At 62.7% G+C, this 25222-nt stretch carries 24 protein-coding genes; 17 read left to right on the top strand and 7 right to left on the bottom strand.

Annotated features, from left to right (window positions below; genetic code table 11):
- Positions 1 to 45: 45 nt before the first annotated feature.
- The 8 genes from nadA (at position 46) to GA0061105_RS14325 (ending at position 8239) form a co-directional block, all read left to right on the top strand.
- Positions 46 to 1017 (top strand): quinolinate synthase NadA, encoded by a 972-nt coding sequence (gene nadA, locus GA0061105_RS14355; RefSeq protein ID WP_092750976.1) that lies wholly within the window; start codon positions 46 to 48, stop codon positions 1015 to 1017.
- Positions 1014 to 2558: an L-aspartate oxidase gene (locus GA0061105_RS14350; protein WP_092750974.1), complete on the top strand. Its 1545-nt coding sequence runs from the start codon at positions 1014 to 1016 to the stop codon at positions 2556 to 2558. The genes nadA and GA0061105_RS14350 overlap by 4 nt, the downstream gene beginning before the upstream one ends.
- Position 2559: 1 nt before the next feature.
- Positions 2560 to 3450, top strand: a complete 891-nt coding sequence (gene nadC / locus GA0061105_RS14345; protein ID WP_092750972.1) for a carboxylating nicotinate-nucleotide diphosphorylase — start codon at positions 2560 to 2562, stop codon at positions 3448 to 3450.
- 236 nt (positions 3451 to 3686) lie between these two features.
- Positions 3687 to 5642, top strand: coding sequence for an AfsR/SARP family transcriptional regulator (locus GA0061105_RS14340; RefSeq protein ID WP_092750970.1), 1956 nt, complete (start codon positions 3687 to 3689; stop codon positions 5640 to 5642).
- A gap of 104 nt (positions 5643 to 5746) precedes the next feature.
- A complete protein-coding gene (locus GA0061105_RS32845) occupies positions 5747 to 5890 on the top strand; it encodes a hypothetical protein (protein WP_167358556.1) in 144 nt (47 codons plus the stop codon).
- 13 nt (positions 5891 to 5903) lie between these two features.
- Positions 5904 to 7166, top strand: coding sequence for a YcaO-like family protein (locus tag GA0061105_RS14335; protein WP_092750968.1), 1263 nt, complete (start codon positions 5904 to 5906; stop codon positions 7164 to 7166).
- Complete coding sequence (locus GA0061105_RS14330) at positions 7163 to 7906, top strand: TfuA-like protein (RefSeq protein ID WP_092750966.1); 744 nt, start codon at positions 7163 to 7165, stop codon at positions 7904 to 7906. Before GA0061105_RS14335 ends, GA0061105_RS14330 begins: the two co-directional genes overlap by 4 nt.
- Before the next feature lie 66 nt (positions 7907 to 7972).
- Positions 7973 to 8239, top strand: coding sequence for a hypothetical protein (locus tag GA0061105_RS14325; RefSeq protein WP_064695657.1), 267 nt, complete (start codon positions 7973 to 7975; stop codon positions 8237 to 8239).
- Between the two features lie 41 nt (positions 8240 to 8280).
- Here GA0061105_RS14325 and GA0061105_RS14320 read toward each other — a convergent pair whose 3' ends face one another.
- From GA0061105_RS14320 to GA0061105_RS14310, 3 genes are all read right to left on the bottom strand, one after another.
- Entirely contained in the window at positions 8281 to 8685 is a 405-nt protein-coding gene (locus GA0061105_RS14320) for a helix-turn-helix domain-containing protein (RefSeq protein ID WP_064695658.1), read from the bottom strand.
- 268 nt (positions 8686 to 8953) lie between these two features.
- A complete protein-coding gene (locus GA0061105_RS14315) occupies positions 8954 to 9790 on the bottom strand; it encodes an amidohydrolase family protein (RefSeq protein WP_064695659.1) in 837 nt (278 codons plus the stop codon).
- A gap of 67 nt (positions 9791 to 9857) precedes the next feature.
- Positions 9858 to 10646: an IclR family transcriptional regulator gene (locus tag GA0061105_RS14310; RefSeq protein WP_064695660.1), complete on the bottom strand. Its 789-nt coding sequence runs from the start codon at positions 10644 to 10646 to the stop codon at positions 9858 to 9860.
- 295 nt (positions 10647 to 10941) lie between these two features.
- Between GA0061105_RS14310 and GA0061105_RS14305 the strand changes: the two genes are divergently transcribed.
- Complete coding sequence (locus GA0061105_RS14305) at positions 10942 to 11676, top strand: SDR family oxidoreductase (protein ID WP_064695661.1); 735 nt, start codon at positions 10942 to 10944, stop codon at positions 11674 to 11676.
- A 67-nt stretch (positions 11677 to 11743) separates the two neighbouring features.
- Positions 11744 to 13021 (top strand): L-fuconate dehydratase, encoded by a 1278-nt coding sequence (locus GA0061105_RS14300; protein ID WP_092750964.1) that lies wholly within the window; start codon positions 11744 to 11746, stop codon positions 13019 to 13021.
- 119 nt (positions 13022 to 13140) lie between these two features.
- Here the strand turns inward: GA0061105_RS14300 and GA0061105_RS14295 are convergent, their stop codons facing one another.
- From GA0061105_RS14295 to GA0061105_RS14280, 4 genes are read right to left on the bottom strand one after another with little or no spacing between them, the layout of a single operon-like run.
- Positions 13141 to 13686: a sarcosine oxidase subunit gamma gene (locus GA0061105_RS14295; protein WP_092750962.1), complete on the bottom strand. Its 546-nt coding sequence runs from the start codon at positions 13684 to 13686 to the stop codon at positions 13141 to 13143.
- Positions 13679 to 16630: a sarcosine oxidase subunit alpha family protein gene (locus GA0061105_RS14290; RefSeq protein ID WP_092750960.1), complete on the bottom strand. Its 2952-nt coding sequence runs from the start codon at positions 16628 to 16630 to the stop codon at positions 13679 to 13681. The genes GA0061105_RS14295 and GA0061105_RS14290 overlap by 8 nt, the downstream gene beginning before the upstream one ends.
- Complete coding sequence (locus GA0061105_RS14285) at positions 16627 to 16908, bottom strand: sarcosine oxidase subunit delta (RefSeq protein WP_092750958.1); 282 nt, start codon at positions 16906 to 16908, stop codon at positions 16627 to 16629. The genes GA0061105_RS14290 and GA0061105_RS14285 overlap by 4 nt, the downstream gene beginning before the upstream one ends.
- A 13-nt stretch (positions 16909 to 16921) precedes the next feature.
- On the bottom strand, positions 16922 to 18172 hold the full coding sequence (locus tag GA0061105_RS14280) for a sarcosine oxidase subunit beta family protein (protein ID WP_092750956.1): 1251 nt from the start codon (positions 18170 to 18172) through the stop codon (positions 16922 to 16924).
- An 86-nt stretch (positions 18173 to 18258) separates the two neighbouring features.
- Here GA0061105_RS14280 and GA0061105_RS14275 point away from each other — a divergent pair, with 86 nt between their 5' ends.
- From GA0061105_RS14275 to GA0061105_RS14245, 7 genes are all read left to right on the top strand, one after another.
- The gene (locus tag GA0061105_RS14275) at positions 18259 to 19218 is read left to right on the top strand and encodes a GlxA family transcriptional regulator (protein ID WP_092750954.1); all 960 of its coding nucleotides are present in this window, start codon (positions 18259 to 18261) and stop codon (positions 19216 to 19218) included.
- A gap of 79 nt (positions 19219 to 19297) precedes the next feature.
- Positions 19298 to 19981, top strand: coding sequence for a helix-turn-helix domain-containing protein (locus tag GA0061105_RS14270; protein ID WP_092750952.1), 684 nt, complete (start codon positions 19298 to 19300; stop codon positions 19979 to 19981).
- Positions 19982 to 20070: 89 nt separating this feature from the next.
- Positions 20071 to 20976 carry a class II glutamine amidotransferase gene (locus GA0061105_RS14265; protein ID WP_092750950.1) on the top strand — a complete coding sequence of 302 codons (906 nt, stop codon included), beginning with the start codon at positions 20071 to 20073 and terminating at the stop codon, positions 20974 to 20976.
- 56 nt (positions 20977 to 21032) lie between these two features.
- On the top strand, positions 21033 to 21719 hold the full coding sequence (locus tag GA0061105_RS14260; protein ID WP_092750948.1) for a GltB/FmdC/FwdC-like GXGXG domain-containing protein: 687 nt from the start codon (positions 21033 to 21035) through the stop codon (positions 21717 to 21719).
- Positions 21720 to 21733: 14 nt separating this feature from the next.
- Complete coding sequence (locus GA0061105_RS14255) at positions 21734 to 23062, top strand: FMN-binding glutamate synthase family protein (RefSeq protein WP_092750946.1); 1329 nt, start codon at positions 21734 to 21736, stop codon at positions 23060 to 23062.
- A gap of 80 nt (positions 23063 to 23142) precedes the next feature.
- Positions 23143 to 24450: a type III glutamate--ammonia ligase gene (gene glnT, locus GA0061105_RS14250; RefSeq protein ID WP_092750944.1), complete on the top strand. Its 1308-nt coding sequence runs from the start codon at positions 23143 to 23145 to the stop codon at positions 24448 to 24450.
- Positions 24451 to 24539: 89 nt separating this feature from the next.
- A partial coding sequence (locus tag GA0061105_RS14245; protein ID WP_092750942.1) for a formyltetrahydrofolate deformylase occupies positions 24540 to 25222 on the top strand: 683 nt, incomplete at its 3' end.

The raw sequence follows: 25222 nt of genomic DNA, 5'->3' as shown, positions 1-25222 counted from the left end.
CTTGGAGCATAATATGCTCAGATAGAGCATAATTAGGAGCCGGTCATGAATCACCCAGTTTCCGCATCCTCGCTTTACAATCGCGTCAGCCGCGTCATTCCCAAAGCGGAATGGATGTCGTTCGAGGACGACGTGGACGCGATCCTCGAGCTCAAGCGCCGCCGCAACGCCGTCATTCTCGCCCACAACTATCAGACACCCGAGATCTTTCACGGGGTGGCTGACATCGTCGGCGACAGCCTGGCGCTCGCCCGCAAGGCGATCGAGGTCGATGCCGATGTCATCGTGCTGGCCGGCGTGCATTTCATGGCCGAGACCGCCAAGCTGCTGAACCCTGAAAAAACCGTGCTGATCCCGGATCTCGGCGCCGGCTGCTCGCTGGCGGATTCGATCACGCCGGAGGATATCGCGCTGCTGCGCCAAGCCCATCCCGGGGTCCCCGTCATCACCTATGTCAATACTTCGGCGGCGGTGAAGGCCGCCTCCGACATCTGCTGCACCTCGGGCAATGCCAAACAAGTGGTGGAGTCGCTCGGCGTGCCGAAGGTGCTGATGATCCCCGACGAATATCTGGCGCGCAACGTCGCCCGCGAGACGGAGGTCGAGATCATCGCCTGGCATGGGCATTGCGAAGTGCATGAACTCTTCACCGCTGACGATGTCCGCCAGCTACGCGAGAATCATCCCGGCGTGACGGTTCTCGCCCATCCGGAATGCCCGCCCGACGTGGTGGCGGAAGCCGATTTCGCCGGCTCCACCGCCGTGATGTCCGATTATGTCGGCAAGCAGAAGCCGGCGCGAGTCGTGCTCCTCACCGAATGCTCGATGAGCGACAACGTCGCAGTGAACCACCCCGACGTCGAGTTCATCCGCCCCTGCAATCTCTGCCCGCATATGAAGCGGACCACGCTCGCCAATATCCGCGCCGCACTCGAGGGAAACCGCCATGAAGTGACGGTCGATCCGGCAATCGCCGCGGCCGCGCGGCGCGCCGTCGAGAGGATGCTGGCGATATGACCGAGATCCTCAACCAGTTGGCCGGGCGCACAGTCATCGTCGGCAGCGGCCTCGCCGGGCTGATGACGGCGCTGACGCTGGCACCGGAACCTTCCGTGATCATCACCCGCGCCGGCCTCGGCGTCGAGACCTCGAGCGCCTGGGCACAGGGCGGCATTGCCGCCAGCATCGGCGCCGACGACAGCGCGGCGCTGCATCTGGCCGATACGCTTGCCGCCGGCGACGGGCTCTGCGACCGGAGCGTCGCTGCCGACATCATTGCGGAGGCGCCGGCGGCAATCGCAGCGCTGGAACACGCCGGGGTCCGTTTCGACCGCAATGACGCCGGAAGGCTTTCGCTGGGATTGGAGGCGGCCCATAACCGTCGCCGCATCGTCCATGCCGAAGGCGACGGCTCGGGTACAGCGATCATCGCCGCGCTGGTGCGGGCTGTGGCGCGGACGCCTGCGATCACAGTGCTCGAAGGTTTCGAGGCGCGGCGGATTCTGATGGACGGCGGGCGCGTCGCCGGACTGCTCTGCGCGACCGTAAGCGGCGGGGCGGCCGTCCTGCCGACAGCAAGGGTGGTGCTCGCCACCGGCGGCATCGGCGGGCTTTATGATGCGACCACCAATCCAATGGGCAATTTCGGTCAGGGGATTGCGCTCGCGGCAAGGGCGGGCGCCGATCTTGCCGATATGGAATTCGTGCAGTTCCATCCGACCGCGCTCGATTCCCGCCGCAGGCCCTTGGCTCTTGTCAGCGAGGCGGTGCGCGGCGAGGGGGCCCTGCTCGTCAATGAACGCGGCGAACGGTTCATGGCACGTATATCGGGGGCCGAGCTGGCGCCGCGCGACGTGGTGGCTCGTGCCATCGGCGCCGAAATCGCCCGCGGCGGCCGCGTCTTCCTCGATGCCCGCCACGCCCTCGGCAGCCGCTTTGCCACGCGCTTCCCCGTCATCACGGCCCTTTGCGGCGAGGCCGGCATAGATCCGGCCAAGGACCTCATCCCGGTGCGTCCGGCCGTTCACTACCACATGGGCGGCGTAGCGACGGATGCGAATGGCCGCAGCTCGGTTCCCGGCCTCTGGGTCGCCGGCGAGGCCGCGTCGACCGGCCTGCACGGCGCGAACCGGCTTGCCAGCAATTCGCTGCTGGAGGCGGCTGTCATGGGCATGCGGACGGCGCGCGACATATCGGCCATGCCGACGGGCGGCAAAGGCGCCATCTCCACGGAAAAACTGCCGGCACCGTCTGATACATCGCTCGTCCGACCGATCGTCTCGCGCCATCTCGGCGTGCTGCGCAATGCCGACGCCCTTCAGGGAGCAATCGCCGCATTGCTGCCACTCGCCGAGAGTGACGGCCCTGCCGCCGATCCGGCCATTGTCGCATTGCTTATCGCCATCTTCGCCAGCCTGCGGATGGAATCGCGTGGCGCCCACGCCCGCACCGATTTCCCGCTGAAGCTCGGCGATGCCAGCCGGCGCCGGATGCATCTTTCCCAAGCGCTGGAGATCGCCCGCGCCACACCGCCCTATTCGCTGGCCAGGAGCGCCTGACATGAGCCTCGTTCCCCTTCCGCGTCTGATTATCGAACCGCTGGTGCGGGCAGCCCTGCTCGAAGATCTCGGCCTTGCCGGCGATATTACCTCGGCATCGGTCATCCCCGCAGATCACCGCTCCAGAGTGGTGATGGCCGCCCGTCAGCCCGGCGTGATCGCCGGCCTCGATGCGGCCGAGCTCGCCTTCACGCTCGTCGACCCGGGAATCGTCATGCGCCGCCACCTCCAGGATGGTGATGCGGTACAGCCCGGTGACGTCGTCGCCACTATCGAAGGTCCGTCGCGCGGGCTCTTGACCGGCGAGCGCACGGCCCTGAATTTCCTCGGTCACCTCTCGGGCATCGCCACCGTCACGGCTGAGATTGCCGCCGCCATCAGCGGCACCAGGGCCTCCGTCGCCTGCACGCGCAAGACGACGCCGGGGCTCCGGGCGCTGGAGAAATATGCGGTGCGGGCCGGCGGCGGCATGAACCACCGTTTCGCACTTTATGACGCGGTGCTGATCAAGGACAATCACGTGGCCATATCAGGCGGCGTTGCCGAGGCGGTCCGCCGGGCGCGGGCCGGCGTCGGCCATCTGGTGAAGATCGAGGTCGAGGTGGACAGGCTCGATCAGCTGCAGGAAGCGATGGCGGTCGGAGCCGATGCCGTTCTGCTCGACAATATGACGCCCGATCGGCTGCGCGAGGCGGTCGCCATTGTCGCCGGGCGGGCAACCACCGAGGCATCCGGCCGGGTGACACCGGCAACGGCCGCCGCAATCGCCGCTTCCGGCGTCGACCTCATTTCCGTCGGCTGGCTGACGCACAGCGCGCCGGTGCTGGATATCGGCCTCGATTTCGTCGAGGCCGCGGCGGCCGCGGAGACCGGCCGCAAACAGGTTGCCTAGTTGCGGTAATCGCTCAGACCTCCTGCTGGCATTGCCGGCATGGAGGGTCGCGTCCACTAAATAATCGCATGGAAAGCGCGTCGCCTGAAAAGTGTCGATACGCATTTCCTGTCGGTTTGCGCGAGAAAATGCAAATATTCGACGAAAAACCCTATGCGCGGGCCGCTTATGGCTCTAACATGTGCTTTATTAGCTAGCGCGCATACGCGCTTGGCTTTCCTGGGGTGAGAAGCGGGATGCAACGGACATCCGGACAGATGTCGACGAACAGGCTCTGCCTGCTCGGAAGACCGCGACTGCTGGCAGCGGGGAAGGAACTCCCCTTGCCGGAGAAGTCGTATTTTCTCTTCGCCATGCTCGCCGCCGAAGCCGGTCTCCAACTCGACCGCGAAACTGTCCGACGGCAGCTCTGGCAATCGGAGTTGCCGGAAAAGCGCGCGGGCAGCCTGCGCCAGCTGCTGGCGCGCATCGAGCAGAGCATTCCCGCCGACCTCCCGCCGCTGCTGACGGCGACCCGCACCCATATCGGGCTTGCCGATGGTTGGGAGGTCGACGTTCATGTACTGAAACAGAAAGGGTCGCTTGCTGCCGAAGACGGCGACATCCTGAATGGAGAATTGCTCGAAGGCGCCAAGTCGCCGACGCAGGGCGCCGAGGACTGGCTGACCTTCGAGCGCCAGCGCATCGATGAATTGCGCGCCGCCCATCTGACGAGGCTGGTCGAAACCGCAGAAGACAGATCGGACGAAGAGCAGGTCGCCCTTGCCCGTCGCTTGCTGGAGCTCGACCCCGCCAGCGAGACGGCCTATCGGGCCCTGATGCGCACCTATGTCAGGATGAACGATCCGGCTGCGGCCCGGCAATCCTATCTGAAGTGCAAGAGCCAGCTGAAGGACGACTTCGATACCGAGCCGGAGGAAAGCACCACCGCTCTTGCCCGCGAGCTCGGCCTGATCCCGGCAGTTCAGGCAGCGGCGGCCGAGCGCCCGCCCGCAGGGCCCGGCGGCTTCGTCGATCCGCTTGGCCAGCCGCGGATCATTATCCTGCCGCCGGAAAGCATTTTCACCGACCCGCTGATGGAGCGCGTCGGCAGGGCCCTTCTCGAGGACGTCACCATCGGTCTCAGCCAGCAACGCGGCTTCAAGGTGATCGCAGCCCATACCAGCCTCGAAATCCTCAGCCGCTCGGTCGATCCGTCGCGCGCCGTCCCTGGCCCGCTCGACCTCAGCTTCGACTATGCGGTTTACGTCACGATCCAGGGCCGCGACGAGGATGTCTATGCCACCTGCCGGCTGACGCGGACGACCACGTCGGAGGTGATCTGGGCTCTGGAACTGCCGCTGGTCATGCAAAAGATCAGCGAATCCTTCGCACATCTGACACGGCGGATCGTCTCATCGCTCGCTGACACGATCGAGCGACACGAACTGGCGACGCCGATCGGCGAGGCGCCGCCATCCGCTTACCGTCTCTACCTGGAAGGCAAGCGGCTGATCGCCCAGACCGACTTGCAACATCTGCGCCAGGCGCGCAAATGGTTCAGATCCTCGCTCAATCGCTACGAGAATTTTTCGGCCGCCCATGCCGGCGTGTCGCGCGCGCTCGGCATGGAATGGCTGATCCGCGGCATGCGGGACACCGAGCTGCTCGACGAGGCGAATGGCGCCGCCCGGCTGGCACAGCAGTCCGACCCGAACAGCGGCCGTGCCTACCGCGAACTCGGCTTTGTGGCGCTGTACCGCCGCCGTTTCGACGAAAGCCTGGAATATTTCCAGCAAGCTCAGGATCTCAATCCGAACGATGCCGACATCCTTGCCGATTATGCCGACGCGCTGTGCCATTACGGCGACTTCGACAAGGCGCTGGATCTGAACAAGGCGGCTTTCAAACTCAATCCGCTGCCGCCCGATTACTACTACTGGAATCGTGGCGGCATTCACTTCGACCGCGGCGAATACCAACAGACGATCGAGGCGCTTGAGCCGGTGAAGTCCAAGCAGGCGACGGCCCGACTGCTCGCAGCCGCCCACGCGATGGCGGGCGATATGAAAAAAGCCGGCAGCTATGCGAACGTCGTTCTGGAAAATTTCCCGGATTTCCGCAGCGAGGACATCCGCAATTTCGTACCCGACCGCGATCCCCGCTACACGGAAGCGCTGATTCATGGCCTGCAGCTGGCCGGACTTCCGTGATTAGACGGCCTTTTAACAAAGCCTGTAACGGTTAAATGACGCAGGCAGTGTTCCTCTCCAATGGTTAACGGCAGTCCAGCTGCCTATCCCATTGGAGATGGATCATGCACACTACTGTTGAAACCAATGCCGCAATGCCCTCCCAGCCGCGTTTCTCGGCCGCTGCCAAGGCCGCAATGAAGCAGGACGAACTCAATGTCGCTGCAAACGCTCTCGAAAACCTGACACATGCGCTGAAATTCCGCTAAGGGCGAGATCGGTATGTCCGCTTTCGCCGACCTTGAAACGCTAGCCGTTGATCTCAAACGATCATCGGCCGGCGTCAGCGACTATCACGACCGTGCAGTCACGCCGGCGCAGACACTTGCAGCCATCAGGCCGCATCTGCGCGAATTCGGCATCACGCGCGTCGGCCTGCTGACCGCCCTCGATGTGCTGAACATCCCCGTCGCCTTCGCGACGAGGCCGAACAGCCATACGCTTTCGGTCTTCCAGGGCAAAGGCATCGACAATGATGCCGCCATGGCCTCGGCCGCCATGGAGGCGATCGAGACGCGGATTGCGGAAATTCCGCCTGCCGACCTTACTCAGGCGACGGTGGACAGCATGCGGGCGGAACGCGCCGCCATGATCGATCTCGACAATGTCGCACGTTGCGCGCCCGATGAAATCGGCGGTGCCCCCATTCCCTGGTGCTCCGGGCTTGACATCCTGTCCGGCAGCAGCGTCTTCGTCCCCTGGTGGCTCGTCGGCCTCGATCATCGCGGCGAGCGGCCGCCGGGCTTCGAGCAGTCGAGCGACGGGCTCGCCTCCGGCAATACGCTATCGGAAGCGGTGCTGCACGGACTTTGCGAACTGGTGGAGCGCGACGCCTGGGCTCTGACCCAGCTGAAGTCGCCGCAGCGCCTCAAGGAGAGCCGCATCGACCCCGCCTCCTTCGGCGATGCGGTCATCGACGTCATGACCGACCGGATCACGCGCGCCGGCATGCGGCTGCTGCTGCTCGACATGACCACGGATATCGGCGTTCCGGCTTTTCTGGCCATTATCATGCCGGGTAATCTTTCCGACCGCGTCGACGCGCGCTGGTCGCATGTCTGCGGCGGCTGCGGTTGCCACCCGGATCCTGTGCGCGCCGCCCTGCGCGCGATCACCGAGGCGGCGCAGAGCCGGCTGACTGCGATCGCCGGCAGCCGCGACGATTTCTCACCGCGCATCTATCAGCGGCTCGATCGGAGTACGGCGATGCAGCAGGTGGTCGAACTCTGCGAGGGCGACGGTCGGATGCGCTCCTTTCAGAGCCGCCATCGCCGTTCGGCGACGATCCAGGAGACCATCCGCCGTATTGCCGACCGGCTCGCGGCGACCGGTATCGAGCAGATCGTCGTCGTGCCCTTTACCCATCGGGCTTTGCCGGTCTCCGTCGTCAGGGTGATCGTGCCGGGCCTGGAGGTGGATATATCGGGTCAGTACGTCCAGCTCGGGCTGCGCGCCGTCAACACCATGAGAGGAGCCCAATCATGAAGGTTCTGTTCGTCGGCCCGAGCCTTGGTGGCGGTCTTGGCGCAGCGAGAAACATGTCTCCCAGCATCGATTTCCGGCCGCCTGCCGCCTGCGGCGACATCCTGAAGGCTGTAGAGGACGGCGCCACCGCCATCGGCCTCGTCGACGGCTATTTCGGCGATCTGCCTTCGGTCTGGCACAAGGAAATTCTCTACGCGCTCGAACACGATGTCGCCGTCGCCGGCGGCGCCAGCATGGGCGCATTGCGGGCCGCCGAATGCGCTCCGTTCGGCATGGTCGGCCTCGGCTCGATCTTCGAAGACTACCAGTCCGGGCGGCTGCTCGACGATGAGGCCGTCGCGCTGGTGCATGCGCCGCAGGCGCTTGGCTGGCTGCCGCTTTCCGTGCCCTGGGTCGATTTCGAACCGACGATCGATGCCTTACATACCGGCGGCGATATTTCGACGGGTGAACGCAAGAAGCTGCTGCTCTCCGGCCGCTTCCTGCATTTTTCCGAGCGCACCTATGCAAGGGTGGTCGACGAGTGTCATTTCCGCAAGCCGCGCCGCGACCACCTGCTCGCCGCTCTCCGCAAGAATCGGGTCGAGCGCAAGCGCGACGACGCGCGGCTGGTGCTGGAATGGCTGCGCCGACATCAATTCATGCCTGTCAACCGTGACTGGCGCTTTGCCGCAACCTCGCATTGGGAGCTTTTGCACGCGGAAGTCACACGCAATGTGACTCCTGTAACGCTTGAATAACGGTAACGGCGAAAAGATGCATTGGTGATGGAATCTGAGGCGTGGACGGCCAAAGGGGCGGGAACAATGTTTGAACAACATAGCGAAGGTACAGGCAGTGAATACTCGAGGATCTTCCGGCTGCTGACGGCGGCCAAGGAGGAGGCTGAAAAGCTTCAGCTGCGTAATCTGATGCACCTGACGAACATGGCGCTGCTGCAGGTCGTAATCGATTGGGACGGCATAGATCCCGATAGGGAACTTGACGTCAACCTCGAGAAACTGCTCGGCAGCAAGGCCAAGATCGCAATGAAGGACGCCAGCGAGAATCTGATCCTGATCGATCGCCATTGACCTTCATGCAGTCCGTGTGGATCGCGTGAAGGAGATTCGGCTTATTCGGCCGCTTCACCATCCATCTGTTCGGTGTGGGCGATTGCCTGGACCAGCTTCAGGATCTTCTTGCGAAGAGCTTCGTTCTTGATCGAGAAGAACGCTGCGTTCAGGAGGACGCCCTCGCGCGAAATGACGAATTCCTCGCTGGGAGCGGGGTTGTCGTTAGCCGTCTCAGGGGTGGACAGGTCGTCAAAGAACGTCCTGACGTCGACATTCAGCGCGCCAGCGATTTCGACCAGCATGCTGGCTGAAACGCGGTTGGAGCCTTTTTCGTATTTCTGGATCTGCTGAAACGTCACGCCGACACGATCGCCCAATTCCGTCTGCGAAACTTTGCGCAGCAGACGCTGTATGCGGATCGTCTTTCCGACATGAACATCTACTGCGTGCGGTTCTTCTTTCATTTGTTTTCCCTCCTGAGGACACGGAAATGAGGTTATTCGCCATATCCGTGTCTGACAACTTTTAACTGAGACACACAAAGCTAGCAATTGTTCGGCTGTAAGTCGTCCCAAACCGAAACATTGCATCGCTTCATATTAGCAGCAGCAAAAAACATGCCAAAGTAGCACTTTTGGGGAATACATCATCCAATTTCATAGTGCCAAGCATGAAGCATGAGGGGTACAGCCGGTTCCCGGGCAGGGTACCGGGAACAGCGTAAACAAAAAGTTACAATGACCAGAGGCGCTGGGCATTGGCAAAGAGCAGCTTGGAGCGCTCCGCCTCGCTGCTGCCGGAAATGACGGCATGGGTCGCGGCAACCCATGTGGAAAGGCCGCCGCCGAGCGTACAGACCGGCCAGTCGCTGCCCCAGACGACACGGTCCCAGCCGAAACTTGCGATCACATGTTCGATATAGGGCGTCAGCGTCTGTGCTGTCCATGTCTGCGCATCCGCATAGGCGACGACGCCGGAAATCTTGCAGATCACGTTTGGTCGCAGGGCGATCTCCGATATGCCCGCTTTCCATGGCTGGAAGGCATCGGAGCGGATATCCGGCACGCCGCAATGGTCGAGTACGAACTGGACGTCGGGCGCGAGATCGACGAGAGCGGCGACGCGACCGGCCTGATGCGGCAACGTGCAGAGATCGAAGGTCAGGCCGCTGCCGCCGATGCGCCGGATGTTTTCGCGAAACAGGGCGCCTTCCGAGACGTTATCCGGCACCACATGCAGTACGCGGCGGAAACCTTTGACGAAAGGATCGGCCTTCTGCCGCTCGAGATAGGCGGCAAAACCTTCCTCCTCGGGACGGCAGGAGACGATTGCCCCGGCAATCAGGCTGCCTTGCCTTCTGGCGATATCGGCAATGTGGTTGGTCTCGGCCTGCATGATGGCTGGATCGACATCGACCTCCATATGCAGCGCCGTCGTGATGCCGCAGCGCCGCGCCTCGGCCTCATAGGTCTCATAGAGAAAGTCATGATCGAGAGCCGGCACGCCGGAGAGCCAGGGATAGGAAAGTGCTGACCGATCGATGATGTGCAGATGGGTGTCGATGAGCACGCTTTCCTCCAAAGGCTGGCCTCGACTCAACCTATCCCTGGTGAATGCATCGTTCAAATAGAAATTCTCAGAGGTGTGGATTGGCGACATCGGCGCCGGCGAGCTGTGAAAGCTGGAGGGCCGTCTTCTGCACCAGCGTGATCGTCTGGGTGATGTCGGGAGCGGATGGGGCGTTGACAAGGGCGATGAAGGGGCAGGTGAGGGCGGCGATGCAACGCCGATCAGGCCCGAGAACCGGCGCCGACAGATTGTAGACGCCCGATGTCTGGACGCTTGCCATCATCTCATAGCCGCGCTCGCGAATCTGATCGAGGCGATCGTGGAATTCGGCGCCGAGTTCAATATCTGCGCGATTGCGCACATGTTCCGAGATCATCATCTCCCGTTCCTCGTCGCTGCGGAAGGCGAGTAGCACGTGCCCCGAACCGGTATCGAACAGGCTGATATGGGCGCCGATGCGGATCGAGAAACCCCAATAGTCCGGCGCCTCCTGCTGGGCGATGACAACGGCGGCGCCGCGGTCGAAGACGGCGAGATGATTGGCCTGGCGGGTGCGCTGGGCGAGGTCGCGCATCAGCGGCGTGGCGTAGGAGGCTAGCCGGCGCACCGGCGCATGCAGCTGAGCAAGCCCGAAGAGCTTCAGCGTCAGCGAATAGCGGTCGCCATCAAGCCGGGTGACATAGCCGCGGCGCACCAGCCGGTCGAGCATGCGATAGAATTCATTGGGGCTGCGGTCGAGCCGCTTGGCGATCTCCGCCTGGGTGAGGCCGCTGTCGACGCTGGCGAGCAGTTCCAGGATGTCGAGGCCCTTGTCGAGGGCAGGAGCGCGGTAGCGTTCTGACTCGTCGGTCTCCATTCCGTCCTCCTGTGAATATCATTCTTCATATACGCAGAACCGCAGCCGGAAAAGGAAAACTTCATGCTTGACCCTTGGCCAATCGTCTGTTTGTCTATAAACAGACAAATCATTGTTGAAGACAGCAGCTCGATTGAAACAACGAGAGGGCGCCTTGCCATAAGCTGGCGGTAATGCGCGAAAAGGGAAAAGGCAGACTCTGATGGAGTGGCCTATTCCATCAGAGCGCAGCCTTAGGCAAAATATGAACCGCATGCATCGTCTCGCGTAGACAATTCCAGAAGAGGCCCGTGACATGACAAACAGACTTTCCGGCAAGACCGTACTCATTACCGCCGCGGGCCAGGGCATCGGCCGGGCGACGGCGACAGCCTTTGCCGCGACCGGCGCCAAGGTGCATGCGACCGACATCAACACCGACGCGCTGGCAACGTTAGCCGCCGAAACCGGCGTTTCAACCCACAAGCTGAATGTGCTCGAAGAAAATGCGGTCAAGGCCCTCGTCGCCGAGATCGGCGCCGTCGACGTGCTGTTCAACTGCGCCGGCTTCGTCCATGCGGGCTCTATCCTCGAGATGCCGGACTCCGATCTCGAATTCGCCTTCGACCTCAACGTCAAGGCGATGATCCGCACCATCCGGGCGGTTCTGCCCGGCATGATCGAGCGCAAGGATGGGGCGATCATCAATATGGCCTCTGTCGCCTCCAGCATCAAAGGTGTGCCGAACCGCTTCGCCTACGGCGTTACCAAGGCGGCGGTCATCGGGCTCACCAAATCCGTCGCCGCCGATTATGTCGCTCAAGGCATCCGCTGCAACGCCATCTGCCCCGGCACGGTGGAAAGTCCGTCGCTGCAGGACCGCATGCGCGCCCAGGGCGATTACGATGCGGCCCGCACCGCCTTCATCGCCCGCCAGCCGATGGGCCGGCTCGGCTCGCCGGAAGAGATCGCCGATCTTGCCGTCTATCTCGCCGGCGCCACCTACACGTCCGGCCAGGCGATTGCCATCGACGGCGGCTGGACGATCTGACGTCAGCCAATGACATGACCGGCCGGTCCGGCTATTGCAATTGGCCCCATAAACCGGGAGACACAACATGACCCGCATCACCGACCTTCGCGTCTTCGATCTCCGCTTTCCCACTTCGCAAAGCCTGGATGGATCCGATGCGATGAATCCCGATCCGGACTATTCGGCCGCCTATGTCATTCTCGACACAGATGCGCCCGATCTTGCTGGCCATGGCCTGACCTTCACCATCGGCCGTGGCAACGACATTTGCTGCATGGCGATCGAAGCGATGCGCCACCTCGTTGTCGGCGCCGATCTCGAGGAGGTGCTCGCCCATCCGGGCAAATTTTGGCGGCATCTGACGAGCGATAGCCAGCTGCGCTGGATCGGCCCGGAAAAGGGCGCCATGCACCTGGCGACCGGCGCGGTGGTCAACGCCGTCTGGGATCTGCTCGCCAAACAGGCCGGCAAGCCGGTCTGGCGGCTCGTCACCGAGATGTCGGCGGAGGAGATCGCCGATATCGTCGACTACCGCTACCTCACCGACGTGCTGACGCGCGATGAAGCCATTGCTATCCTGAAGAAGGCGGAAGCCGGCAAAGCGGATCGTATCGCCACCCTCGAAAAGGAAGGTTACGCCTGCTACACGACGTCTGCCGGCTGGCTGGGTTATGAAGACGAGAAATTGCGCCGGCTCTGCCAGGAGGCGATCGATGCCGGTTTCAACCATATCAAGATGAAGGTAGGCCGCGATCTCGAAGACGATATCCGCCGCCTGAGGATCGCCCGTGAAGTGATCGGTCCCGATCGTTACCTGATGATCGACGCCAACCAGGTCTGGGATGTCGGCCAGGCGATCGACTGGGTCAAGGCGCTGGCTTTCGCCAAGCCCTTTTTCATCGAGGAACCCACAAGCCCCGACGATGTTGCCGGCCACCGCAAGATCCGCCAGGCAATCGCCCCGGTGAAGGTCGCGACCGGCGAGATGTGCCAGAACCGCATCATGTTCAAGCAATTCATCGCCGAAGGCGCCATCGACATCGTCCAGATCGATTCCTGCCGCATGGGCGGGCTGAACGAGGTCCTTTCCGTCCTGCTGATCGCCGCCAAGTTCGGCCTGCCGGTCTGGCCGCATGCAGGCGGAGTCGGCCTCTGCGAATATGTGCAGCATCTGTCGATGATCGACTATGTCGCGGTGTCGGGCACCAAGGATGGCCGCGTCATCGAATATGTCGACCATCTGCACGAACATTTCCTCGACCCATGCCGGATCGAGGACGCCGCCTATATGCCGCCCAGCCTGCCGGGCTTCTCCATCGAGATGAAGCCGGCTTCGATCAGCGCCTATACGTTCCGGGGCTGAGGCAGGTCGCCCGGAAGGGTATGGGTCGAATTTGATGCGACGCACTTAGCGCATCGGCCGACGCAGGTTGGAACCGCTACAGCATTCGCCTGAAAAGAGATGCAGCGCTGTAGCACATCTCACGCCTCGTCCTTTGCGGCGCTTGCCGCCATGTGCCTGAGGTCGTCCCATAGGCTTTCGGCGAAGCTGCGCAGGACCGTGAGCTCGAAACTGTCGTTGCCGGTGCGCACGATCTGCACGGAGATGTGACCGACCATCGTCATCACAGAGCTGCCTTCCGCAAAGACGCCGGGGTCGAGATCGACCGCGGTGCCTTTGGAAAGAAGCAGCCTGGAGGAGCGGCCGGACACGCAGATGCGGACACGCCCGTGGCTCTGGTCGGAGACGAAGGCTTTTCCCTCGAGCGCTGCCGTAAGAGCGTCAAGACCCGTGGGGGCAAGCGGCTCATCGCCGGCGACGAACCATTGCCGGAATCCCGCCTTGCGGATCGAACTTTCTGCAAAGCCCGCCTTCGTCAGTTCAGCGGCAAGCGCCGCCGGCTCGATTCCGCCGAGCACATGCAGCAGATGGCCCTCCGGCAGGGCTTCCAACCGGACGCCTGATCCCGTTATGCTGCTATGTGCCGTCCCGGCGAGAACCGGTCTGTGTTGGGGAAGATCACGCATGAAGCTTCTCGTTTTCGGGATCGATGAAGACGGGATGGCAGAGCACGGCCTCGGTGAACTCGTTGCGCAGCCCATTCCAGACCGTCACCTTTTCGCCGATGCGCTCTGGCCCGCGCCGGACGAGGGCCAAGCCGATCGTATGGCCGAGACTCGGCGAGAAAGCGCTTGACGTAACGTAGCCCTGGTCGTTTTCGAGCGTCGCCGCAGCGCCCTCGGCTAGGATGTGCGAGCCGGTGCGGAAGCTGCTTGCCGGATTGAGCGGCTTAACGCCGACGAGGCGCGGCCGCTCGGGATGCTGGAGGCCTTCGCGGGCGAGCATCGCCTTGCCGATAAAATCCGGTTTGGCCGATGAAACCATGCGGGCGAAGCCGAGATCGCTTGGGGTGACCGTGCCGTTGATCTCGGCATGGGTGACATGACCCTTCTCGATACGCATGACGCCGAGCGCTTCGGCGCCGTAGGCTGAGATGCCGTGTTTTTCGCCTGCTGCCATGATGGCGTCGGCAACGCCTTCACCGTAGCCGGCCGGCACCGCCAGCTCGTAGGCAAGTTCGCCCGAGAAGGAGATCCGGAAGAGCCGGGCTTCGAGGCGGCCTGCGAATAGCGACACTTTGCGGGCGCTCATGAAGGGGAAGGCCGCATCGGAAAGATCCTCATCGACGATTTCCGAGAGGATGGCGCGCGACTTCGGCCCGGCAACCGCCATCTGCGCCCATTGATCGGTCGAGGAGGCGAAGCAGACGTCGAGCTCCGGCCAGAGCGTCTGGGCGCAGAATTCGAGATGGGTAAGCACGCCGGCGGCGAGCGCCGTCGTCGTCGTCATGAAAAAATGGTCGTCGCTGAACCGGCTGGTGGTGCCGTCGTCATAGATGAAGCCGTCCTCGCGCAGCATGATGCCGTAACGTGCCTTGCCGACCGCAAGCTTGGCGAAGCCATTGCAATAGACGCGATCGAGGAAGGTCGCCGCATCGCGACCGAAGATTTCGATCTTGCCGAGGGTGGAAACGTCGCAGAGGCCGGCATTTTTCCGGATGTTCAGCACTTCGCGGTCGACGCTTTCGCGCCAAGTCGTTTCGCCGGCGCGCGGGAACCAGGAGGAGCGATACCAGAGGCCGGTTTCGACGAAGACCGCGCCGTTCTTTTTCGCCCAGCCATGCAGCGGCGATTTGCGCGCCGGCTGAAAATCCTTGCCGCGCGATGCCCCGGTCAAAGTGCCGAAAGAAACCGGCGTATAGAAGGGCCGGACGGTCGTCGTTCCCACTACGGCCGGAGAGACGCCGCGCGCCTCGGCAAGGATGCCGATTGCGTTGATGTTGGAAAGCTTGCCCTGGTCGGTCGCCATGCCGCTCGTCGTATAACGCTTGGCGAGTTCGACATGGCCGTAGCCCTCGCGGACGGCAAGACCGAGATCTTTGAGATGCACGTCATTCTGGTAATCGACGAAGGCCTTGCCCTTCGAGCCTTTCACCGACCAGAGCGGCTTCGTGCGCTGAGCCGTGTCGGTGGCTGAGGCAAAGGCCGGTTCCGCTGCGAAACCGATCGCGTTCAGGACAGCGGCCGCCTTAGCCGCTCCATCGCCGAGGCAGGCTGCAGTCTGCGCAAGGCCGGCAGCCGCGCCGGCAACGGCAAGACCATCCAGCGCAGCCGGCGCCAGAAACGCCGCAGCCTCGTTCGACCATTGCGGTTTGCCGCCGCGATGGCAGGCAAGGTTGATGATTGGGCTCCAGCCGCCCGACATGGCAAGCGCATCCGCCTCGATCCGGCGAACACCGTCTTCGGTCTTGACGCTCACGCCGCGCAGGCGCTTGCCGCCGAACGCGTCGATCACCCAGGCGCCCTTCAGCACCTCGGCGCGGCCCTGCCAGCTCCTGCCGCCATCGGCGCGGCTGTCGACGATCGCCGCAACTCCCAGGCCGGCGGCTTCAAGGTCGGCGGCGGTGTCATATCCGGTATCGTTGGTGGTAAAGATCACCGTGCTTTGGCCCGGTGCGACCGCCTGTCGGTTGAGATAGCTGCGCATGGCGCCTGCCATCATCACGCCGGGAATATCGTTGCCGCCGAAGACGAGCGGCCGCTCCTCGGCTCCGGTCGCCAGGATCGCCTGCCGGGCGACGATGCGCCATAGCCGTTCGACCGGACGATCCGGATCGGGCATCGCCACATGTTTCTGCACGCGTTCGACCGCGCCGAAAACATTGTCGTCGTACCAGCCGAACACGGTCATGCGCGGCAGGCGGCGCACATTCGCCAGCCCTTCGAGTTCGGCCAGCAGCTCGCCGAGAACAGCATCCGCCGGCTTGCCGTCGACGGCGCCGCGGGAAAGGAGGCTGCCGCCGAGTTCGGCGCCTTCGTCGGCAAGGATGACGCGGGCGCCGGCGCGGCCGGCCGTCAGCGCCGCGGCAAGACCGGCAGGGCCGGCGCCGATCACCAGCAGATCGCAATGCGCCCAGCATTTCTCATAGGTATCGGGATCGGCGTCGTAGGAGGCCCGGCCGAAGCCGGCCGCCTTGCGGATCACCGGCTCGTAGAGTTTTTCCCAGAGGGCCGCCGGCCACATGAAGGTCTTGTAATAAAAACCGGCGCTGAGGAAAGGCGAGAGCAGGCCGTTGACCGCGCCGACATCGAAACCGAGTGTAGGCCAGCGGTTCTGGCTTTTGGCCGTCAGCCCCTGGTAGAGCTCGATCATCGTCGCGCGGGTATTCGGTTCGGTGCGCCCGCCGCTGCCTGTCGTCACCAGCGCGTTCGGTTCGGCGGCGCCAGCCGTCAGGATGCCGCGCGGGCGGTGATATTTGAAGCTGCGGCCGACGAGTTGGATACCGTTGGCAAGCAGCGCTGAAGCGAGCGTATCGCCGGGATGACCCTCCAGCGCCTTGCCGTCGAAGGTGAAGCGAAGTGTCTTAGCACGGTCGATGCGGCCGCCGGAAGAAAGACGGAAGCTCGTCATGCCGGTTCTCCGCCGAGCTTCGCAAGGGCGGCATCCCTGACGCCGTGGACCGCATGGGTGAGAGTATCGCGTTCGACGATCAGCCAGCGGCGGCATCCGGAGGAATGGTGCCAATATTCGCTGTGGCGGCCCTTCGGATTGTCGCGCAGATAGACATAGTCATACCACGCATCCTGACCGGCGTCGGGCGCCGGCCGGACAAGCTTCGCATCGCCGCGGATCGAGAATTCCTCCTTGGGCCGGATGCCGCAATGGGGACATGAAATCAGGCTTGCCATCGTCTAAATGTCCTCAGTGCAGATTGGGCTGGGCGCCAACGCCCTTTTCATCGATTTGATAGCCGCGCGCGAAGCGGTCGAGCCGGAAGGCGCGCGCTGTCTGGTGCGGCGTGTTGCGGGCGATCAGATGGGCGTAGCAGAAGCCGGAGGCGGGTGTGGCCTTGAAGCCGCCGTAACACCAGCCGGCGTTGAGATAGAGATTGTCGATATGGGTGCGGTCGATGATCGGCGAGCCGTCCATGCTCATGTCCATGACGCCGCCCCAGGAGCGCAGGTAGCGCACGCGAGACAGCGACGGGATCATCGCGATCCCGGCTTCGGCGACGTGCTCCACGGTGGCGAGATTGCCGCGCTGGGCATAGGAATTATAGCCGTCGATATCGCCGCCGAAGACGAGGCCGCCCTTGTCGGACTGGGACACGTAGAAATGCCCGGCGCCGAAGGTGACGACATTGTCGATGAAGGGCTTCAGCCCTTCGGAGACGAAGGCCTGCAGCACATGGCTTTCGATCGGCAGGCGAAGGCCCGCCATATCGGCGACGACGGTGGAATTGCCAGCCGCCGCCAGCGCCAGCTTGCCGCAGCCGATGAAGCCCCTGCTGGTTTCGACGCCGGTCACCTCACCGTTTTCGGTGCGGATGCCGGTCACCTCGCACTGGGTGATGATGTCGACGCCGCGGCTGTCTGCGCCGCGGGCATAACCCCAGGCGACGGCATCGTGACGCACCGTGCCGCCGCGCGGCTGGAAGAGGCCGCCCATCACGGGAAAGCGGGCATTGTCGAAATCGAGGAAGGGCAGCTTCTTGCGCACCGCCTGCCGGTCGAGCAGCTCGGCATCGACGCCGTGCAGCCGCATGGCGTTGCCGCGGCGCGTATAGGCGTCACGCTGCGCATCGGAATGGAAGAGGTTCAGCACGCCGCGCTGGGAAACCATGGCGTTGAAGTTGAAGTCCTGCTCCAATCCTTCCCAGAGCTTCATCGACAGTTCGTAGAAGGGATTGTTGCCTGATAGCAGGTAGTTGGAACGGATGATCGTGGTGTTCCTGCCGATATTGCCGGAGCCGAGATAGCCCTTTTCAAGGACGGCGACATTGGTGACGCCGAATTCCTTGGCAAGATAATAGGCGGTGGCAAGGCCATGACCGCCGCCGCCGACGATGACGACGTCGTAATGCGGCTGCGGCGCGGGGTCGCGCCAGGCGGGCGTCCAGCCCTTGTTGCCGCGAAGGCCGTTCAGAAAAATCGAAAAAGCGGAATAGCGCATGGGTCACCCGGAAAGAACAGCTGCATGATGCCAGAAAGAAGCGGGCAGACTTGCACAATAGGGACTTAAATCGCTAAGAAAGGGACATGTCGGCACTCGATAGCAGAAATGTCCAGACGATCGGCTTCATCCTGATTCCGGGATTTGCGCTGATGTCCTATGCCTCGGCGACGGAGCCGCTGCGGGCGGCAAATCTTCTCGCCGGCCGCGAGATCTATCGTCTACAGATCTTCTCGCCGGATGGCGCATCGGCGCTCTCTTCCTCCGGCATCAGCGTACCCGCCGAACCTCTGCCCGTCAGAGGCTCGGGGCTCGGAACGGCCTTCGTCTGCGCCGGCGGTTCGCCGCGCGACTGGCGATATCCCGGCGTGCTTGCCTGTTTGCGGCAGTTGTCGCGCGAAGGTGTGAGGATCGGCGGCATCTCGGGCGGTCCCTATTTGATGGCGGCCGCCGGGCTGCTCGGCGGCCGCGACTTCACAATCCACTGGGAGCATGCCGCCGCCCTTCTCGAGGCCTTCCCTGACCTCACGCCGCGTCAGGCGCGCTTCATGATCGACGGCAACAGGATCACCTGCGGCGGCGGTATCGCTCCACTTGACATGATGCATGTGCTGATCGCCGAACGCATGGGGCCGGATTTCGCCCGCCGGGTCAGCGACTGGTATCTTCACACGGAGGTCAACGAACCCGCCGCTCCGCAGCGTGCGTCTCTCGCCGAGCGCTATGGTGTCCACCACCCCGGCCTGCTCAGCGTTCTCGAACGGATGGAGGAGACGATCGAGATGCCGCTCGAGCGCGCCGCCATGGCGCGGATCGCCGGCGTCACCACCCGCCATCTCGACCGGCTGTTTGCGACCTATCTCGGCACCAGCTTCCTCGATCAATACCGCAGGATCAGACTTCAGCATGCCCATCGCCTGCTGAAGCAGAGCCCGCTTTCCGTCTCGGAGATCGCGGTTGCCACCGGTTTTTCCAGTCTCAGCCATTTTTCCCGGATGTTCCGTAGCGCCTACGGCGTCACTCCGCGTGAGGCGCGGCGGGAATAGTTTTCTTCACGGTTGAGGAAATTTCACTATGACGATAGGATTGCATCCGAACAAAAGCGCAGACGGCAGGGGAAAATTCATGAAATCTAAGCGAGAAGCGGCGGAGCAGCCGGAACAGCCGCATGGCGGACGCGCTCCTTTTTCTCAGGATCCGCACGCTGTCCGGGAGCCGAAGGAAAACAACCTCGAAATGGCGATCGGCCATGAGGTGCGCGCCTACCGCAAGAAACTCGGCATCACCGTCACCGATCTCGCGGCCGCGACCGGCATCTCGCTCGGCATGCTGTCGAAGATCGAGAACGGCAATATCTCGCCGTCGCTAACGACGCTGCAATCGCTGTCGCGGGCGCTCGGCGTGCCGCTGACCGCCTTTTTCCGCCGCTTCGAGGAGCCGCGCAATGCCGTCTTCGTCAAGGCGGGCGAGGGGGTCGAACTCGAACGGCGCGGCACGCGCGCCGGCCACCAATATAATCTGCTCGGCCATATCGACAACAACAGCAGCGGCGTCATCGTCGAGCCCTATCTGATCACGCTGACGGCCGATTCCGACGTCTTCCCGACCTTCCAGCACGAGGGCATGGAGTTCCTCTACATGCTCGAAGGCGAGGTGGTCTACCGCCACGGCGACCAGCTTTTCCAGATGCAGCCGGGCGACAGCCTTTTCTTCGACGCCGATGCGCCGCATGGGCCGGAGCAGCTGGTCAAATTGCCGAGCAGATATCTCTCGATCATCACCTATCCCCAGCAAAGCTCCAGAAGCTGACTTGCCTTAAAAGAAAATTTTATTCCTAACAGTTGAAGGCGGCAAAAAGACCTGTTACTCCTTTCTCAACATGAAAGGAGGCACAGGCGATGTGCGGCATTGTTGGATTGTTCCTCAAGGACAAGAGCCTTGAGCCTCAGCTGGGAAACCTGCTTTCGGATATGCTGATCACCATGACGGATCGTGGACCGGACTCGGCCGGCATCGCGATCTATGGCGGCCCTGCCGAGGGCAAGGCGAAAGTCACCATTCAGTCCGCCAATCCGGGCGTGGACTTCGAGGGCCTCGCCGGCGATCTCGAGAAAGCCGGCATCAAAGCCCATGTGTGGATCAAGAGCACGCATGCGGTCATCGAGCTTGATGCCTCCAAGCTTGCAGACGTGCGCGAGGCGCTCGAAAGGATCCGCCCGGCCGTGCGCCTGATGGGCTCGGGTGAGAGCGTTGAAATCTACAAGGAAATCGGTCTCCCAAAAGATGTCGTGGCGCGGTTCGGTGTCCGCGCGATGAGCGGAACCCACGGCATCGGCCATACCCGCATGGCGACGGAATCCGCCGTCACCACCCTCGGCGCCCATCCATTTTCGACCGGCGCCGACCAGTGCCTCGTGCACAATGGCTCGCTCTCCAACCACAACAACCTGCGCCGCGAACTGGTGCGTGAAGGCATGACTTTCGAGACGCAGAACGATTCCGAAGTCGCCGCCGCCTATCTGACAGCCGAAATGGCCAAGGGGAAGGATCTCGGCCAGGCTCTGACCGGCGCGCTCGACGACCTCGACGGCTTCTTCACCTTTGTCGTCGGCACCAAATCCGGCTTCGGCGTCGTGCGCGACCCAATCGCCTGCAAGCCCGCTGTCATGGCCGAGACGGAGCAATATGTCGCCTTCGGTTCGGAATACCGCGCGCTGGTCAATCTTCCCGGCATCGAGAATGCCCGTGTCTGGGAGCCGGAGCCGGCAACTGTCTACTTCTGGGATCACGACAAGGCGGCCTGAGGCGCGCTGAAAGCCAAGAGGCGGCGCAGACCGTCTCCCGGACCAATGAGGATTCAATGCCGACATTCGATCTTTCCAACACGCCTCTTCGCGAACTGAACAGCGCGCTGCACGCTCTTTCCAAAGGTGCCAACGACACTGAATTCGAGGTCATCAATCCGCGCGGCAGCCATGCCGTCGCAGTGGGGATCGACAGCCCCGTGACGGTCGCTGTCAGGGGGTCTGTTGGCTATTACTGCGCCGGCATGAATGATGGCGGCAATATTACGGTTCATGGCTCGGCCGGTCCGGGTGTTGCTGAAAATATGATGTCCGGCACCGTCGTCATCGAGGGCGACGCCAGCCAATATGCCGGCGCGACCGGCCGGGGTGGCCTGCTCGTCATCAAGGGCAATGCGGCATCGCGCTGCGGCATTTCGATGAAGGGCATCGACATCGTCGTCCACGGCAGCATCGGCCACATGTCGGCCTTCATGGGCCAGTCCGGCCATCTCGTCGTCCTTGGCGACGCCGGCGATGCGCTCGGGGATTCGCTCTACGAAGCCAAGCTGTTCGTTCGCGGCGAGGTGAAGAGCCTCGGCTCCGACTGCATCGAGAAAGAGATGCGGCCGGAGCATCTGGAGAAGCTTGCCGAACTGCTCGACAAGGGTGGCGTGACGGACGTCAGACCCGAAGAGTTCAAGCGCTACGGCTCTGCTCGCAAGCTCTACAATTTCAACATCGACAACGCCGACGCGTACTGAGGCGAGGGACACTCATGAGCTATCACAACCCCTATACCCCGCCACGCAAGTCCGCGACTTTCGACGACTATACGCTCGCCGAAATCCGCCGCGCGGCAGCCACCGGCATCTATGACATTCGCGGCGCCGGCACCAAGCGCAAGGTTCCGCATTTCGACGATCTGCTGTTCCTCGGCGCCTCGATCTCACGCTATCCGCTCGAAGGCTATCGGGAGAAGTGCGATACGACAGTGGTGCTCGGCTCGCGCTTCGCCAAGAAGCCGATCACCCTCAAGACACCAATCACCATTGCCGGCATGAGCTTCGGCGCGCTTTCCGGCAACGCTAAGGAAGCGCTCGGCCGCGGTGCGACTATTGCAGGCACGTCGACCACGACAGGCGATGGCGGCATGACGGATGAGGAACGTGGCCACTCTCAGACGCTGGTCTACCAATACCTGCCTTCGCGCTACGGCATGAATCCCAGGGATTTGCGCCGCGCCGACGCGATCGAAGTCGTGGTCGGCCAGGGCGCCAAGCCCGGCGGCGGCGGCATGCTGCTCGGCCAGAAGATCTCCGACCGCGTCGCCAACATGCGCAACCTGCCGAAGGGCATCGACCAGCGCTCGGCCTGCCGCCATCCCGACTGGACCGGTCCCGATGATCTGGAAATCAAGATCATGGAGCTGCGCGAGATCACTGACTGGGAAAAGCCGATCTACGTCAAGGTCGGCGGCGCGCGTCCTTATTACGACACCGCCCTTGCCGTGAAGGCTGGCGCCGACGTCGTAGTGCTCGACGGCATGCAGGGCGGCACGGCGGCGACCCAGGATGTCTTCATCGAGAATGTCGGCATGCCGACGCTCGCCTGCATTCGTCCGGCCGTCCAGGCGCTCCAGGATCTCGACATGCATCGCAAGGTGCAACTGATCATCTCGGGCGGCATCCGCTCCGGCGCCGACGTGGCGAAGGCGCTGGCGCTCGGCGCCGACGCGGTCGCGATCGGCACGGCGGCGCTCGTCGCCATCGGCGACAACGACCCACACTGGGAAGAGGAATATCAAAAGCTCGGGACGACGGCCGGCGCCTATGACGACTGGCATGACGGCAAGGATCCGGCGGGCATCACCACACAGGATCCTGAGCTTGCAAAACGCCTCGACCCGGTTGCGGCCGGCCGCCGCCTCGCCAACTACCTCAAGGTCATGACGCTCGAAGCCCAGACCATCGCGCGCGCCTGCGGCAAGAACCACCTGCACAATCTCGAACCGGAAGACCTTGTCGCGTTGACGATCGAGGCATCGGCCATGGCGCAGGTGCCGCTCGCCGGCACCAACTGGATCCCCGGCAAGGGAGGCTTCTGATTTCTACCGGCCGGGCAGATGTCCCGGCCGTCTCATATCCATAACCAAAGTGTCTCGAAGAAATCCAAAGGGGAACGAGAATGACACTGGACCTTGCTGCTTTTGCGAAAGACAAAGGCATCAAATATTTCATGATCAGCTATACCGACCTGTTCGGCGGCCAACGCGCCAAACTGGTCCCGGCTGAAGCCATTGCCGACATGCAGAAGGATGGCGCCGGTTTCGCGGGCTTCGCGACCTGGCTCGATCTGACGCCGGCCCATCCCGATCTGTTTGCGGTTCCCGATGCTTCTTCCGTCATCCAATTGCCCTGGAAGAAAGACGTCGCGTGGGTCGCCGCCGACTGCGTCATGGACGATCGACCTGTCGAACAGGCGCCGCGTGTTGTCCTGAAAAGACTGGTGGCTGAAGCTGCGAAGGAAGGGCTGCGGGTAAAGACCGGCGTGGAGCCCGAATTCTTTCTCATCTCTGCTGACGGTTCGGTGATTTCAGACCAGTTCGATACCGCCGAGAAGCCTTGCTACGACCAGCAGGCCGTGATGCGTCGGTACGATGTCATCGCCGAGATCTGCGACTATATGCTGGAACTCGGCTGGAAGCCCTATCAGAACGACCACGAGGATGCGAACGGCCAGTTCGAGATGAACTGGGAATATGACGATGTCCTGAAGACCGCGGACAAACACTCTTTCTTCAAGTTCATGGTCAAGTCGGTCGCCGAAAAGCACGGCCTTCGCGCCACCTTCATGCCGAAGCCCTTCAAGGGCCTGACCGGAAACGGTTGCCATGCCCATATCTCGGTCTGGGACGTCGATGGCAGGATCAACGCCTTTGCAGACAAGGAAATGGCCTTCGGGCTTTCCGCGCAGGGCAAAAACTTCCTCGGGGGCATCATGAAACATGCTTCCGCGCTTGCCGCGATCACCAATCCGACGGTCAATTCGTACAAGCGCATCAATGCGCCGCGCACGACCTCGGGCGCCACCTGGTCGCCGAACACCGTCACCTGGACAGGCAACAACCGCACCCACATGGTTCGCGTGCCGGGACCGGGACGTTTCGAGTTGCGTCTGCCGGACGGGGCGGTCAACCCATACTTGCTGCAGGCAATCATCATCGCCGCCGGCCTCGACGGCATCCGCAGCCAGGCAGATCCCGGCCAGCACTACGATATCGACATGTATGCCGAGGGGCATCTGGTGAAGGACGCTCCGCGCCTGCCGCTCAACCTGCTCGACGCGTTGCGCGCCTATGATGCCGACGAGGGACTTAAGGCGTCGATCGGGGCTGAGTTTTCCGCCGCCTATCTGAAGCTCAAGCATCGGGAATGGAATGCCTACTGCTCGCATTTCACCCAGTGGGAACGCGATAGCACGCTCGATATCTGAGCAGCCGGACCGATGTCTTCGCCATGCCGGGTTGGACAGCTCGGCATGACCGGACTCTCTGTACCTGAAAGGGCGAAGGAAGAGACAGCATGAAGAGCTTCGTACTCACCGTATCCTGCAAATCGACGCGCGGCATCGTTGCGGCGATTTCGAGCTATCTGGCCGAAAAGGGCTGCAACATCATCGACAGCTCGCAGTTCGACGATCTCGATACCGGCAAGTTCTTCATGCGCGTCTCTTTCATTTCGGAAGAGGGCCTGTCGGGCGCCGCGATCGGCGCCGGTTTTTCCGCCGTCGCCGCGCCTTTCGAGATGGAGTACGAATTCCACGACAGCGAGAGCCGCATGAAGGTGCTGTTGATGGTGTCGCGTTTCGGCCATTGTCTCAACGACCTCCTCTACCGCTGGAAGATCGGCGTCCTGCCGATCGACATCGTCGGCGTCGTCTCCAACCATTTCGACTACCAGAAGGTCGTCGTCAATCATGACATCCCCTTCCACCACATCAAGGTGACGAAGGAGAACAAGCCGCAGGCCGAAGCCCAGCTCGTCGACCTCGTCGAGCAGACCGGCACCGAGCTGATCGTGCTCGCCCGCTACATGCAGGTTCTCTCCGACCAGCTCTGCAAGCAGATGTCCGGCAAGATCATCAACATCCACCATTCCTTCCTGCCGAGCTTCAAGGGCGCCAACCCCTACAAGCAGGCCTACCAGCGCGGCGTCAAGCTGATCGGCGCGACCGCCCATTACGTCACCGCCGATCTCGACGAAGG

The organism is Rhizobium aethiopicum, from assembly GCF_900094625.1.
Classification (GTDB): Bacteria; Pseudomonadota; Alphaproteobacteria; order Rhizobiales; family Rhizobiaceae; genus Rhizobium; species Rhizobium aethiopicum.
This window is presented reverse-complemented; position numbering and strand designations above follow the sequence as displayed.